12 protein-coding genes are annotated in these 14,425 nt (G+C 71.7%); 6 read left to right on the forward strand and 6 right to left on the reverse strand.

What is annotated here, in order from left to right; translation table 11 throughout:
• Positions 1–97: 97 nt before the first annotated feature.
• Together E0504_RS38855 and E0504_RS38860 are read right to left on the reverse strand one after the other, a co-directional pair.
• A complete protein-coding gene (locus E0504_RS38855; protein ID WP_131626859.1) occupies positions 98–562 on the reverse strand; it encodes a DUF1772 domain-containing protein in 465 nt (154 codons plus the stop codon).
• A 405-nt stretch (positions 563–967) separates the two neighbouring features.
• Positions 968–1,834 (reverse strand): helix-turn-helix transcriptional regulator, encoded by an 867-nt coding sequence (locus E0504_RS38860; RefSeq protein WP_131626860.1) that lies wholly within the window; start codon positions 1,832–1,834, stop codon positions 968–970.
• 1,613 nt (positions 1,835–3,447) lie between these two features.
• Between E0504_RS38860 and E0504_RS38865 the strand changes: the two genes are divergently transcribed.
• Together E0504_RS38865 and E0504_RS38870 are read left to right on the forward strand one after the other, a co-directional pair.
• Entirely contained in the window at positions 3,448–3,684 is a 237-nt protein-coding gene (locus E0504_RS38865) for a DUF397 domain-containing protein (RefSeq protein WP_020458923.1), read from the forward strand.
• 648 nt (positions 3,685–4,332) lie between these two features.
• Complete coding sequence (locus tag E0504_RS38870; RefSeq protein WP_112108261.1) at positions 4,333–5,040, forward strand: hypothetical protein; 708 nt, start codon at positions 4,333–4,335, stop codon at positions 5,038–5,040.
• A 189-nt stretch (positions 5,041–5,229) separates the two neighbouring features.
• Here E0504_RS38870 and E0504_RS38875 read toward each other — a convergent pair whose 3' ends face one another.
• Positions 5,230–6,009 carry a hypothetical protein gene (locus E0504_RS38875; RefSeq protein ID WP_243657817.1) on the reverse strand — a complete coding sequence of 260 codons (780 nt, stop codon included), beginning with the start codon at positions 6,007–6,009 and terminating at the stop codon, positions 5,230–5,232.
• Between the two features lie 838 nt (positions 6,010–6,847).
• Here E0504_RS38875 and E0504_RS38880 point away from each other — a divergent pair.
• Positions 6,848–7,255 (forward strand): PPOX class F420-dependent oxidoreductase, encoded by a 408-nt coding sequence (locus E0504_RS38880; RefSeq protein ID WP_071061269.1) that lies wholly within the window; start codon positions 6,848–6,850, stop codon positions 7,253–7,255.
• Positions 7,256–7,288: 33 nt separating this feature from the next.
• Here the strand turns inward: E0504_RS38880 and E0504_RS38885 are convergent, their stop codons facing one another.
• From E0504_RS38885 to E0504_RS38895, 3 genes are all read right to left on the reverse strand, one after another.
• Positions 7,289–7,810: an oxidoreductase gene (locus tag E0504_RS38885; RefSeq protein WP_235014565.1), complete on the reverse strand. Its 522-nt coding sequence runs from the start codon at positions 7,808–7,810 to the stop codon at positions 7,289–7,291.
• A gap of 10 nt (positions 7,811–7,820) precedes the next feature.
• A complete protein-coding gene (locus E0504_RS38890) occupies positions 7,821–8,762 on the reverse strand; it encodes a ParA family protein (RefSeq protein WP_112108263.1) in 942 nt (313 codons plus the stop codon).
• Between the two features lie 259 nt (positions 8,763–9,021).
• Positions 9,022–10,845: a serine/threonine-protein kinase gene (locus E0504_RS38895; RefSeq protein WP_165938747.1), complete on the reverse strand. Its 1,824-nt coding sequence runs from the start codon at positions 10,843–10,845 to the stop codon at positions 9,022–9,024.
• Between the two features lie 235 nt (positions 10,846–11,080).
• On the opposite strand from E0504_RS38895, the gene E0504_RS38900 reads away from it, so the two are divergent.
• From E0504_RS38900 to E0504_RS38910, 3 genes are all read left to right on the forward strand, one after another.
• Positions 11,081–11,548: an SCP2 sterol-binding domain-containing protein gene (locus E0504_RS38900; RefSeq protein ID WP_071061261.1), complete on the forward strand. Its 468-nt coding sequence runs from the start codon at positions 11,081–11,083 to the stop codon at positions 11,546–11,548.
• Between the two features lie 216 nt (positions 11,549–11,764).
• Complete coding sequence (locus tag E0504_RS38905; protein ID WP_020458932.1) at positions 11,765–12,019, forward strand: hypothetical protein; 255 nt, start codon at positions 11,765–11,767, stop codon at positions 12,017–12,019.
• A gap of 402 nt (positions 12,020–12,421) precedes the next feature.
• Positions 12,422–14,338, forward strand: coding sequence for an ABC transporter ATP-binding protein (locus E0504_RS38910; RefSeq protein ID WP_112108265.1), 1,917 nt, complete (start codon positions 12,422–12,424; stop codon positions 14,336–14,338).
• Positions 14,339–14,425: the final 87 nt, after the last annotated feature.

The following is a 14,425-nucleotide window of genomic DNA, read 5'->3' on the forward strand; positions in this document are numbered from 1 at the left end:
CAGCGGACGCCGGCTCCGGTCGGGGATCGTCCCGGGATCAGCCCCGGGCCCGGGCGGACGCGCCGCCCGGGCGGGCGCGCTCAGTCGGTCGACGCGGTCAGTAGGTCGTGGTCGCCGCCAGCGCGAGCAGCACCAGCGCGCCGACGGCGGCGGTGGTGCGGATGGAGTTGAAGAAGTCCCACCGGGCCCGCTGGGACTGCCAGTCGGCGGGCGGGGCCTCCGGGCGCCAGGTGGCCATCGCGTTGTTGATCGGCAGGTCGCCCCGCACCGTGACGAGGATGTTGGTGAGCACGGCGACGGCCGCGACGGCGGCGATGATCGCGCAGGTGGACGCGCCGTCCACGGCCGCCACGACGGCCAGCGCGACCGTCGACAGCAGACTGCTGATCTGGAGCGGCTTCATCAGCTTCGGGTAGCTGACGTCGAACGCCTGCTTGACCAGCACATACGAAGTCGGGGGCAGGGAGTGCATCGCGGGCCGGACGGCGACCAGGCCGACGGCCATGGTCCCCGCGACGAGCCCGGTCAGGACTAGGGAGATCACGACAAGCGCCGAGACCATGGTTTTCCGGCTCTCCATCCTGTGGGCGCGGCTGAATGGGTGCATTCATACCAAGTTGCGGGAGCACTTGGGTGCCATTGCCTAGATGTGTGCCGGTTGATGCAGATGTCTGCCGGAGTCACCGACGGTGGACGCGTCGGCCGCCGCCGAGGTCGCTCGGGCCGGCCGTGGCCGGTTGCGACGTCGCGGATCGCGCCGCGAGCGCATCCTGAGCGCCGGGGCGGCGCCGTGTGGAGCCCGCGGATACGCCGCGAGCCGCGGCTCCGAGCACCGCGGCTCAGAAGGGTGTCGAGGTGGCCTGGCCCGCCCGAGCCGTGGCCTGCCTCGTGCCGCCGGACGGCCCCGCATGACTGGCTGGCCTATCCGGCGTCGGGGTGAATCTCGTTGTGGTACGCCTGGCCGGCTTCAGAGCTCGGTGATGATTTGGCTGAGAAGCTCGGGCGTGGTGGCCGGCGGCGGGCTGTCCACCGTCAGCCGGTTCATCGCTTCGGCGTAAATGTCCACATCTTCTCTTTTATCCATGTAGACGGCGCCGGTGAGCTGCTCCAGGTAGACCACATCGGGGAGGTCTGACTCCGGGAAACGCAGGATGCTGAAAGCGCCGCCCTCGGCCGCGTGCCCGCCGAAGGCGAAGGGCATGATCTGCAGAGTCAGGTTCGGCAGGTCGCACAGGGCGATCAGCTGCTCGAGCTGGCTGCGCATCACCTTGGGGCCGCCGATCGGGCGCCGCAGGGCGGCCTCGTCGACAACTACCCACAGTCGAGGCGCGTTCTCGCGGTGGAGAACCTTCTGCCGGTTCATGCGCACGTTGACCCGGCGCTCGATGATCTCCGCGGGCACACCGGTGTTGCCCTGCTTGATCACCGCCCTGGCGTACTCCTCCGTCTGGAGGAGCCCGGGGATGAACTGGAGCTCATAGGTCCGGATGAGCTGCGCCGCCTCCTCCAGCCCGATGAAGGGCTGGAACCAGTTCGGGAGCACGTCACCGAAGCTGTGCCACCAGCCGGGCCGGTTGGCCTCCCGGACGAGGGAGAGCAACGGCGCGCGCTCGGCGCTGTCCGTCACCCCGTACAGGGTGAGGAGGTCGTCGACGTCGCGTTCCTTGAAGCTCACCCGCCCCAGTTCCATGCGGCTGATCTTCGACTCCGAGGCCCGGATGTGGTAGCCGGCATCCTCGCGGCTTATGCCCTTTTCCTCCCGAAGCCGACGGAGCTGTGAGCCGAGCAGGATCCGACGTACGGTCGGACCGCCACCCGGCTGAGTGGTCGTCACTGTCGGCCCCCTCGCCATAGGTCAATGCAAGAGTACGGCATTCGATCTTCTACCCTCGTTCACCTCGCGCCTTCTCCGCCCCGTTCAACTCAAGTCACGTCTCGCGGTGCGAACGAGATACGTATACACGGTTGACGGAGAGCGCTCGCGACCGACTCCCAATTTCGGTGGGGTACGAGACTCGGTCCGGCCGTTCCGCATACTGCCCGGTCATTGCGTCCCACGCTGGGTACGCATTCCGAGGTTGGGCGGGCGGCTCCGGGCGCGGCGAAGCCCGGGCGGCGGGTGCGTAACCCGCGTCAGTCCGGCCGGCTCCTGGGACGGCTGCCGTTACCCCCGCCATCGGGCATCCCCCGGGGCGGGACCACCGGAGGAGGTCTGGTGGTGCCTGCTTCCATCCGGATCCCCCTTGACCGGATCAGCCTTGCTCGGTCGCCACTGTGGCAGAAAGACCACGCTGGGTCGAGCAGTTGCCGGCCGCCGGAGCACACCTCTGATCTCCTCACCGGTGATCCCGTCGCCGGGATCGGAAGAGCGCCTGTCAACGACGCGGAGCACACCTTTTTCCCCGCTCGCCGACGGTGCTCGCGCCTCGCGCACGGTGCCGCCGCGTTCGGTCCGGGACCCGCTTCTGTGGGCCGGAATCGGGCGTCGTGTCGACCGTACAACCTCCCCGCAGGCCTGCCGGGTGTGATCGGGACCTTCGTCTCGGCACGTAGGGCGGTACGGCGCTGAGGGCGGGAGCCTGGCCGCGCGCGCCGGAATTCACGTGGGAACGCTGCTCGGGGCACGCGCCGGCGGGATGTCGGCAGGCCGGACGGGCGCCGCCGCGGGCGGAGCCGAACAGGCCGTTCGCCACCACTGCCGGCGCCGGCGAGTGGGCACGATCGGGTGATCACCGGAATGGATCCTTCGGGCGGCCGAGGCGGGCTGGGCGCTGCCTGGCCGGGTCGGGACGGGATCGGGACCGGACCGGACCGGGGCCAGGTTCGACGGGTCCGATGGCGTCGCGTCTGTCGGGGCTGGGTCCGTCAGCCGCCGGGTCTGTGTAGCCGTCGGGTCCGTCGGGCGTCGGGTCCGTCGGGTCCGTCGAGCCCGGGCGTGCCGGGCCGGGGCCGGAGGGCTGCGGGTTCGTGGCGGGCTCTCTTCCTTCCGATCTTCTTTGTCGCCGGAGAAAGTCCTACACCACAGGGGATCTCCGCGATGATCCGTGTCCGTAACGACGATGAAATGTAGGCGGAACACGAGATCGACGTTCTGCCTGCGGTATTCCGTAGTGCATTCAGTGTGTCCTGGTGTTGATGTCGTGTGTCCGTGTCGCGGGTTGTGAGTGTCACCCGAAAGGGTCGATCCGTAGCGGTCGAACGTCGCGTGCACGTGGGCGCAGGTCGGATGCACGTGCACACGCGCGTGCTGTATCGTGAGCCGAAGTCCGTGCAAGCGCACGCGCCGACCCCCGGAGGGAGGTGGGACGAGGCCTCTCATCGGCCGAGGCTTCCCTGTGGCGGAGCGGTTCTGTGGCTGCGGACGAGCTGCGAGCCGCTCGAGCGGAAAGGTGCCCAGACCGCGTGTAGCGATCGCCTGGCTCCGGACGAATCTTCAGGAGAACGACCTTGTCCAAGATCTACAGCGGTATGCCTGCCACGGCCCTACAGCGGGTTACCTGGCAGAAGAGTCGACGGAGCAATTCGCAGGGCAACTGTGTCGAGATGGCGCGGCTTCCCGGGGACGCGGTGGCCGTCCGAAACTCCAGGCATCCCGACGGACCCGCGCTGGTTTACACGCGGGCCGAGATTGAGGCGCTGATCCTGGGCGCGAAGGACGGGGATTTCGACAACCTGCTCATCTGAGCGGGGTGGTCTCACGGGGGTCCCCAGCGCGTGGCGTCACGGTCGCCCTCGGGGGTGGTGACCAGGCATCCGTCAGGGTGTCGTTCGACACGTGTGAACTAACGGAAAGTGAAATGCCAAACGCATCAAGCGATCTCCAGGTGGCGAACGCATGGGACATCGCGCCACGCACCACCGGCGCCACGAACCTCCGCCTGGGTGACTCGCGCCAGGTACGCACCACCACCGCTGACGAACGAGGCGCCGGCCCACCGGCGCCGGCCGCTCGATCAGCGCCAGGGCGAGCTTGACGGATCCTGCTGTAGTCCGTCTCGCTCCGGATCACGACCGGACACCGGCGTCCGGTCATGATCGCAAGGTGAGATGCGTGGCTGGGAGCTCTCCGCCAGACCGTCTCCGTGACGCCCTGCGCGGGCCGCCGTGGCCCGTCGCCAGGCGCCGATACGGGGGCGGGCAGTACCCCAGGCCTCGGCAGCACCTGCCGGGTCGCATGACGGCTTGTGGACCGCCGGATCCACGCCCGCGCACCGCCCGCACCCGACCGCCGACGCGAGACCCGGTACCCGCCGCACCACGTACCGATGCGACATCGACCCCCCGGGGCTGACGCGAGCGCTGCCATGCCCTGTACGCGCACCGGAGAGCCGAATGACGACCCTGACCATGGATCGGATCTTCACGTCCGGGGATCTCCCGCTCCTGTCCCTCCCGCAGGCCGACGGGCTGATCACCTGCAGATGGTTCCACGAGCCTGTCGTGGTGCGGGCCCTGGCCGAGGACGGCGGTGACGCCGTCGGTGAACGGCGGCGTGCGCAGGTGGGATTCGTGATGGTGGAGCCGAGCTGGCTGGCCCGGGCCGCCGCCGAGCGGGTCCGCGGCCCCGGGATCGACGCGGTCGTGATGCACATGCAGGGCGGGCTGCCCGGCCGCAGCGCCCTGGCACTCGCGTTCGCCTCCCACCTGCGGTCGGTGCTGCTGCGCAGCGGGCGGGAGACCCACGTGGTCACCGCCGGCGCCCGGCCTGACCTGACCGGCCTGGCGGACCTGGTGCGCATTCCCCATCTGGTCACCGTCACCGACGCCACCGGCGCGATCGCCGACACCGTGGTCTGGGAGGTCATGACCGACGCCCAGTTCGACGCGTGGCTCGACGGAGCCCCCCGACCGGACCAGCACGCGATCGAGGCCCACCTGCCCGGTCTGCTCCGCCTGCGCGGTCTGCACCGGTCCGGCCGGCTCGACCGCCGGCGAGCCGGTGCCCTGCTGGACGTCCTCGAAGGCGGGACGCTGTCAACCCGGCTGATCCACCTCTGCCCTCGGGTCGTGCTGCCGCTCGCCGCGGCAGCGGCTGCCTAAGGCCACCCGCCGCGGCCGCGGCAGTGCGCAGCGGCAGCATGAGGCCACCCGCCGCGAACAGCCCGGTGCGGGCGCTCGACCACGTGTGACCATCTCGTTGTCCGCAGACCGTTGCATCACCCGGTGGGGCGGTGCAAACATGTACTAGCTGCCCGGGGATCCCCCCGTACCCCGGGCGGCCTTTTCATGTCACCGGCAGGGTCGTGCCATCCGTCGGCCCGGGGCCGACCAGCCACCGTCCGGTGCGTCGTCCAACGCCCCGTGGAGCCGGTCGGGGATGCTGATCACCAGCGCGGTGCCCGGATCCGCTCCCGCGGAGCGGATCTGCCGCGCCGCCGCCGCGACGGCCGACTCGATCACCGCCGACACCCCGTCGTTCATCGCCGGGACGGCGTAGACCACGTGGGGGAACCTGCGCAGCAGGTCGCCGGCGACACCGATCGCCGCGCTGATCCCGTGGTTGACCCGCTCGACCTGCACGGCGGCGCAGGATCCGTCGGCGAGCCGGGCGACACCGTCCGGAACGTGCGCGCCGGTCCGGACCGCCCGCTCGTGCTCGTCGCGCCAACGGCGCGCGCCCACCCACCCGACCACCGGGATGCCGGGCGGCCGGTGTTCCAGCAGCAGCCGGGTGCGAGCCACCTCGGCGGCGTGCACGGCCGCGGTCAGCGGGCCCGCGGCGCTGTGATCGACCTCGCCGACCAGGCATGCGCCGTCGTCGGTGAGACGCACGATCCGACCCCGGTTGGCGAACAGCCCCTCCGCCTGGACGAGATCCGCCTGCTGCCAACGCCGCACGACCGCCCTCGCCGCGCTCGGGGAGGCCAGCCGCGCCGGGTCGAGCACGATGGCGAGATCCACCTCGTAGGCCGAACCCATCTCCAGCAGCCAGCTCAGGCACCGGAAGTCACGCGCGTTGATGCGGATGCTGCCCTTGTCGGATCGTTCCTTTCTGGCCACCTGGCTCATCTGTGTGCCTTCCCTGGACACCGGATCGGGTGCCGCCTCCAGACTGGCCCGATCGCCACGGAGGTCGTCCCGCCGCCGGATCGAGCGAGAAATTTATATAGAGGATTATTCTCTGGTTGTTTCGGCGGCACCCGCGGCGAGGTGGGTCTGGCACCGCGCGGGATGTGGGAGGTGAGGTTCCGCCTCCGGGGTATTCGCCTCCGGGACAAAGGCACGCCGTGGTATCGGTCGATCCCGCGGATGAGAACGCCGATTCCTCATCCGATGTGCCATCGTCGGCCGGAGACCCAATTCTGCCAAGCGGGCGAACGCTGTCAAGTGCTCCGCCGGCCCGGCGTCGGTATTCGTGTCGACCCACGGCCGCTTTCCGTGACTCCGCTCCACGCCCGTATGGGCCTCGGGTCGTCGCCGCGGCGGGACGCCCGTCCGCGGCTTTACCGGGCCGCGTTTCCGGGATATTGACCGGAGTCAGCACTCCGCCGCTGTGGGCCGGTGTGCGGGTGGGGTTCGCCGCCGGAGCCGCCGGCTTCGCTGACCCGTCCGTCCGGCCTGCCCGGCTCCCGGCTGGGTGGGCGTGACCGCAGGTGGCGCGGCGGTGACCGACCGGTGTCGGGCCCGCCGCCGCGGGACCGCACCGGACGCCCGTCAGCGCCCGCGGCCGGCGGGGGAACGAGAGAAAGCCGGCGAAGCCAGGCGGGTGAGGTTCGTTCTCCCGAATCTCGGAATCATCCCGCCGGCGCGGTGAATCGGTCCGGCCGCGTGATTCGTGCGGGGGATCTTCCGGGCTTCTCCGCCACCCGGCGAGCGGCCCGGCCGCGGCCGGGCTACGGTTCCGCCCATGTCGTCAGCCGTCACACTGCCTGCATGGACCGAAACGTCGAAGTACCTGTCACTGACCACCTTTCGCAGTGACGGGCGATCCGTCTCGACGCCGGTGTGGTTCGTGGTCAACGGCGCCGAGCTGCTCGTTCTTACCGACGAAAAAAGCGGAAAGGTGCGCCGTCTGCGTGACTCCCCGCGGGCGACGGTCGCCCCGTGCGACGCCCGCGGAAAGGCGGCGGAGAGCCCGGTGGAGGTGATGGCAGAGATCGTCCCGGAACGTACCGGTGCCGCGCGGGCCATGGTGCGCCACCGTTACCGGGTCGCGGCGCCGCTGGTCTCGGCCATGTCGAAGGCGGCGCGCACGGTGCGCCGGCGTCCGCCGGAGACCCAGACCGCCATCCGGATCACCCTGCCCGGCCGGTAGCCGCACCCGCCACCCGCTGTTGGGGCGGCGGCCTCACGTGCCGTGGACGCCGCCGAACATCGCCTCCGACCGCAGCCGCAGGCCGGCCGTCTGGTCCACGATCTTCCGTTGGACGGCGGCCCGGGGGTCACGGCTGGTGATGCCCTTGATCCCCAGGTCGACGGCCAGCGCCCGCAACCGGGCCACCGTAAGCGGGCCGAGGGCGTCCAGGAGCTGCTCGGCGGCCGCGCGGCTGGGCGCGTCGAGCAGGGATCGGCGCAGCTCCTCGAGCTCGGCTCCGCTGGGAACCTCGACCTGGGCCCGGCCCGCGGCGCCCGCCGCCGCACCAGCGGGACGTCGCGCCGCCGTGCCCGTGGGACGTCGCGCCGCCGTGCCCGAAGGGCGTCCGGCGGCTGTGGACACCACGGCGAGCCGGGCGTGGCCCGCGATCAGGTCGGCGACCTGGCGGCTGTCGAGGCCGGTCAGCAGCTCCGCCACCTGGCGCAGCAGCAACGCGCCGAGGTCCGCGGGCGAGGCGCCGGAGTCAGCACCCACGGCGCCGGTTCCCGTGCTCATGGTGGTGGCTTCAGTACCCACGGTTGGCCGCCCCGATCCGCCGGAGGAACTCGTCGACGAGCGTGCGCAGCTCGAGTGCGAGCCCGCGGGGAATGCGCTCGGAGAGCACGACGGGGAGCTGGGTTCCGGCCGCGCCGGCGAAGTAGCTGTTGCTCTCCCGGACCATCGCGTCGAACACCGGCGCGTCGAGGCTTTTCGCCAGCTCGATGTGCGGCTGCATCGCGGTGATCGGCTGGCCGCCGTAGTACTGCACCATGGTGAACACGATGCCGAGGATCTGCGGGTCGAGCCGTTTGACCCCCGGGTAGCGGTCCGACTGCATGTCGGCGACCCGGTTGTACTCCCACGCGAAGCGGCGCAGCCGGGTGAGCAGGTGCTCGATGCCCAGCGTCGACAGCTCGTCCGGCCGGGCCGGGACGAGCAGGAAGTCGCACGCGGCGACCGCCATGCGGGTGATCACACCGAAGTTCGGCGGGCAGTCGATGAGCACCAGGTCGTAGTCGTGCGGGTGGAACGTCGCCAGGCCCGCGGCGAGACGCTGGTAGACGTCGAAGTAGTACCGGGTCGAGCGGTGGACCTGCGCCCCGCCCAGCCGGGCCGCCAGGTTCATCTCGACGTCACCCAGCGAGAGGTGCGACGCGACCAGCCCGAGCCCGCCGCCGTTGTGGGTGATGGCCGAGTTGACGACCGGCGGCGTCGTGACGAACGGTGAGAGGTGCGGAACGTAGGACTCGCCGCGCCAGGCCTCGAACCACTCCTTGACGGTCCGGTCGTCGGCGAGATTCGCCCGCCACTCCTCCGGGCGGTAGAACGAGAACGTGAGGCTCGCCTGCGGGTCGAGGTCGATCATCAGGACGCGCTTTCCCCAACGGGCGATGTCCGCGCCGATGTTCGCGGTGAGCGTCGTCTTTCCCACCCCGCCCTTGTAATTGACGACTGCCACGACTTTCACGGCATCCTCGCTCCCGTATCCCGCCGGTGCTGGTAAGAGGAAACCACACGCCGGCGCGTGATTCGTGCGGCGGGGCGCACGGCGGAGATTCGCGCGGAGCGGGTTTGTGCGGAGAGTGTTTGTACGGCGGGGCCGGGCCGGGGCGGATTCGCCGCGCCGGGCACGCTACTCCGTAGGACGGCCGGGCACGCTGTTCCGCGGGGCGGCCGGGCACGCTGTTCCGCGGGGCGGAGAGCGCGGCGGACCGGCCTGCCGGCCGTCAGGGCGGCGCGTAGCCGATGAGCCCCTCCGCTGTCTGGCCCTCGCAGTCGGCCTGGAGTGATTCGAAGTGATCCTCGCCGATACGGCACCGGTACACCGCCTGGGTGGCCGGCTCCGCCGGCTTCGCCGCGTAGATCCAGCCCAGCACGCCCACCGGCGTGCGACTCTCGCATGAGGACGCCAGCGAGGTGAACGACTCCGCCCCGTTGAGGCACGTGTAGACGGGAACCGTCCCAGGGGCGTCACCGCTGGTGAAGAGTTTGCCCAGCACATGCTCCAGGTGGAAGCCGGCCGCCGGCGCCGCGCTCGTGAGCGAGGCGTGATCCTGACCGTTGTAGTAGCGGTACAGCGGCGTGGCCGGCGGCAGCTGCGGAGTCTGGGACGGCGCGGGCGCGGGGGCCGCCGACGGCGGCACACCCGGTGTGCCCGTTGAAGGGCCCGGCGGATTCGAGCCCGGCGCCACGCCGGGGGAGCCGGAGGCGGTCTGGGTCGCGCCCGGCTTCGCGGGATCCGCGGCCGGGAAGCCCGGCCGGCTCGCGCGTGCCCCCTTGTCCGCCGGCACCGGGGGCACCATGTCCTTGAGCGCCCCGACCCGCATCCGCGCGTCCTGGTCGCTCCGGTCACCGCTCCCCGCCGACCGGTCCCATCCCACACCGGTCACGGCGAACGTGACCGCGAGCACGGCGAGGGCCAGGCCGGCGGCGGCGAGACCGGTCAGCAGGCCGGAGCGGCCGCCACCGGTGCCGCCGCTCCCGCGGCGGCGCGCCCGCAGGGTCCGATCCGCCACCGTGCCGATGCCCGGCGCCACCACCGCGCCCGGCGCCACCACCGCGCCCGGCGCCACCACCGCGCCCGGCGCCACCACCGAGCCCGCCGGTGCCACCGAGCCCGCCCGCGCCGCCGCGGTCTGGACGTCCGACACGTCGGGCGGGGGGCCGGCGCCTGGCGGCGTCGGTGGAACCCAGCCGGTTCCGATCAGTCCGCGGACCGCGGCGTCGGCCTCGTCGAGGCTGGCCACCGCGACCCCGGCGAGGCTGGACACGACCTGCGTCGCCGTCGGCCGCAGGCCCGGGTCCTTGGCGAGGGCACGGGCGAGCAGCGGAAGCAGGTGGTCGGGCACACCGGTCAGATCGGGGTCGTCGGCGAGCATGCGCATCGCGGACACCGCCGGCGCGTCGGCGGGGAACGGGTGCCGCCCCCGCGCCGCGAAGACCACACACAGAGCCCAGGCGAAGATGTCTCCGGGTGGCCCGACCCGCTCGCCGCGAAGCTGCTCGGGCGCCATCCACGCGACGGTCCCGAGCACGCCCCCGGCGGTCGTGTGGCTCGTGGCGTCGAGCGACCGGGCGATGCCGAAGTCGATGATCTTCGGGCCGTCCCAGGCCAGCAGCACGTTGGACGGCTTGAGGTCGCGATGCACCAGGCCGGCGGCGTGCACGGCCACCAGCGCGTTCGCCAGACCGGCGGCGAGGCCGGCGAGCATCGGCCCGTCGAGGTGCCCGCGCCGGCTCACCGCCGCCTGCAGGCTCACCCCGTCGACGTACTCGGTCGCCATCCACGGTGTCGGTGCGTCGACGTCGGCGTCGAGAACGGCGGCGACGAACGAGCCGCGCACGCGGCGGGCGGCGGCGACCTCCTGGCGGAACCGGCCGCGGAACTCGGCGTCGCCGAGCAGGTCAGGCCGGACGACCTTGACCGCCGCTGGTCGGCGGGCGGGGTCGAACCCCAGGTAGACGGCGCCCATCCCACCGGTGCCGAGCCTGCCCGACAGCCGGTACGGCCCGATGGCACGCGGGTCGGAGTCGATGAGCGGCTCCAGCATCCGGTGTCCTTTCCGCCGCGGCTCGGTGTCGACGGCGCCGGGCCGGCCGCCCGGTCGCCGATGGTATCCACCGGCCACATGCGCCCGAACAGGCCCAAATGCCACACGGCCGTGGCAGCGGCCGGGTGTCACCTTCGGCAGGGGGTCGCGCCGAGGGCGTCGAGGGGGCGCGACATCATGGGACGTACCGGCACATGGCCGGCCATCCGTATCGGCGCGGCACCTGGGAGCACCCATGTCCGACCTGTCCGTTGATCTGAACGCCGACCCGGCCACGCTGGTCGACGCGCTGGGCTCGTTGTCGGAGTCCCAGACGGAGACGGTTCTGCGTGGCCCGTCGGGCGACGCCGTCCTCGACGAGCTGTTCGCCCGGATGCGCGACAGCTTCCAGCCCGAGAAGGCCAAGGGCGAGGACGCGCTGGTCCAGTTCGTCCTCAGCGGTGGGCCGGGCGGTGCGACGCGGGTGTATGTGCTGGCCGTCCACGGTGCGGCGTGCGAGCTGACCATCGACCCGCCCGGCGGCACGGCGCCGGGCGGCGGGCGGACGGTGACCATCACGACCGACCGCGTGCGGCTGGTGCGCGTTGTCACAGGGCAGGCGAACGCCGCCAAGCTCTACCTCACTCGCAAGATCAAGATTGACGGTGACCTCAAGTTCGGCGGGCAGGTCGTCTCCTGGTTCGGGGTTCCCTCCGAGAACTGAGCGCCGCCGGTTACCGAGCGCACACCGCTGCGGGATCGCGTTATGGTCCGGCGGGGATCCGTAAACGGGCTGTAATCGATCCGCGGGACGGGTCGCGTCGCCTCGAGGTCCGTTCCGGTGGCCGGTCTGGCAGGCCGCCGGAACAGCTGTTGTGCAGGGTGTTGCCAAGACTTCCTGCTCACGCAACCATCTATCACCGTGACATGTGACGAGGTAATGCAGGTAACTGACCCGATCGAACGTGCGGGGCTTGCCGACGAGCTGATGTGGACGTCACATCCGCAGCGTTCGGCCCTGCGCGCAATCAGGGCCGCCGCCATCAGGCAGGCGCTCGAGGGCGGGTACGCCCCCACCGATCTCGCCAGCCGGATGAAGGTGACGGTCGCCGACGTCGGATGGATGGCGGACCACCCGGTGTCCGTGCTGCCGGCGGCGCCGCGAATGGCCGAGCGGGCGACACGCATCGCCTGAGCTCGCGGTCGGGACCGCGACGAGGGACGTAGTCCGGTCAACGGCGACCGGGCACACCTTTCGCCGGCCCCCTGGAACCGCCGAATCCCGGGGTGGCTCCCGCAGGCGGATCCGCTTTCTGCCTTTCTCCTCGCCAGCCCACCCTTCGCCCTTGGCCCTCGCTCGTCGCGGAGCAGGGCGACGTCGGCCCGCCGGGCGGCCCCGGTCGCAAAAGCTTGACCTGAAGTCAACTTCAGGTATTAGCGTCCGAGCCGGCTCGTGATCCCCCGGCCGTCCGGCCGAGGGGCCGCGTGCCCCGAACGCCGCCGGCGCGCCCACCTGGGACGCGCGGAAAACTGTCGGACCTCCGTGTTCCGATACGTGCGGCCGTACGGACCTCGGCGACGGACAGGTGGTGTTCAGATGAGCATGGAGTTCGCGGCCTGGAACTCGATGTATTCGGCGATGCACGCCCAGGAGGAGCGGCGCCCGTTCTCCCGGGCGACCGTGCGCCGGATCGCGGGATTCGCCCGGCCGCACCGCCGCACCCTGGGCCTGTTCCTGGTGACGAGCATCGCCGGAGCCGTCCTGGCGGTGGCGACGCCGGTGCTGGCCGGCCGGGTCGTCACCGCGATCGTGGACGGCTCCCGCCCCCGCACGGTCATCGTCCTCGCGGCGCTGATCGCGGCGATCGCGGTGGCCGAGGCCGCCCTCGGCGTACTCAACCGCTGGCTGTCCGCCGGCATCGGCGAGGGCCTCATCCTCGACCTGCGCACCGCGGTGTTCGACCACGTCCAGCGGATGCCGATCGCCTTCTTCACCCGCACCCGCACCGGTGCCCTGGTCAGCCGGCTGAACAACGACGTGATCGGCGCCCAGCGCGCCTTCAGCGACACCCTGTCAGGAGTCGTCGGCAACCTCGTCGCGCTCCTGCTCACCCTCGTCGTCATGATCAGCCTGTCCTGGCAGATCACCCTGCTCGCGCTGGTCCTGCTCCCCGTGTTCGTCCTGCCGGCACGGCGGATGGGCTCCCGCCTCGCCCGTCTGGAGCGCGAGGCCGCCCACCACAACGCCGTCATGGGCTCGCGGATGACGGAGCGCTTCTCCGCCCCCGGCGCCACCCTGATCAAGCTGTTCGGCCGGCCCGCCGACGAATCCGCCCAGTTCGCCCGCCGCGCCCAGCGGGTGCGCGACATCGGCCTGCGCACCGCCATGGTCCAGTGGGTGTTCGTGACGGCCCTGACCCTCGTGTCCGCCCTCGCACTGGCGCTCGTCTACGGGCTGGGCGGCTACTACGCCCTGCGCGGCGAGCTGGAGCCCGGCGCCGTCGTCGCCCTGGCGCTCCTGCTCACCCGCCTCTACGCGCCGCTGACCTCACTGGCCAGCGCCCGGGTGGAGGTGATGAGCGCCCTGGTCAGCTTCGAGCGGGTGTTCGAGATCCTCGACCTCGAGCCCCTCATCGTGGAGCGCCCCGACGCCCGCCCGCTGCCCGCCGGCCCGGTGTCGGTGGAGTTCGACCACGTGCACTTCGCCTACCCCTCGGCCGACGCCGTGTCACTGGCGTCGCTGGAGGAGGTGGCCGTCCTGGACGAGCGCGAGAACGGTGAGGTGCTGCACGACGTCTCGCTGCGGGCCGAGCCGGGCCAGATGATCGCCCTCGTCGGTTCGTCCGGGGCTGGAAAATCGACGATCGCCCAGCTCATCCCGCGTCTCTACGACGTGGGCTCGGGCGCGATCCGGCTGTCCGGGGTGGACGTCCGTGACCTGACCGCGGACTCGCTGCGCGAGACCATCGGCATGGTCACCCAGGATGACCACCTCTTCCACGACACCGTGCGGGCGAACCTGCTGCTGGCCAGGCCCGAGGCCACCGAGGCCGAGCTGTGGGACGTGCTGGGCCGGGCCAGGCTGGCGGACCTGGTGACCCAGCTTCCCGACGGGCTGGACACCGTGGTGGGGGAGCGGGGCTACCGCCTCTCCGGCGGGGAGCGCCAACGCCTCACGATCGCCCGCCTGCTGCTGGCCCGCCCCCGGGTGGTGATCCTGGACGAGGCCACCGCGCATCTGGACTCCACGTCCGAGGCGGCCGTGCAGGAGGCGCTCGGCGAGGCGCTGGCCGGCCGGACAGCGCTGGTGATCGCGCACCGGCTCTCCACCGTGCGGTCGGCCGACGTCATCCTCGTCATCGAGGCCGGCCGGATCGTCGAGCGCGGCAGCCACCCCGAGCTCATCGCGGCGGGCGGTCGTTACGCCGAGCTGTACCGGACCCAGTTCGAGCAGCGGGACCCCGTCGCGGAGGTGCCGCTTCAGCCTGCGCCTGCGCTCGCCGGCGCCGAGTAGGCCCGGCGGCGGCGAGCGAGGCGGCGGTTGGCGCGGCAGCGTGCCAGCCATGGCGAGCGCGGCGGCCAGCGCCGTGGCTGGCACGGT

This window comes from Parafrankia sp. BMG5.11, from assembly GCF_004337455.1.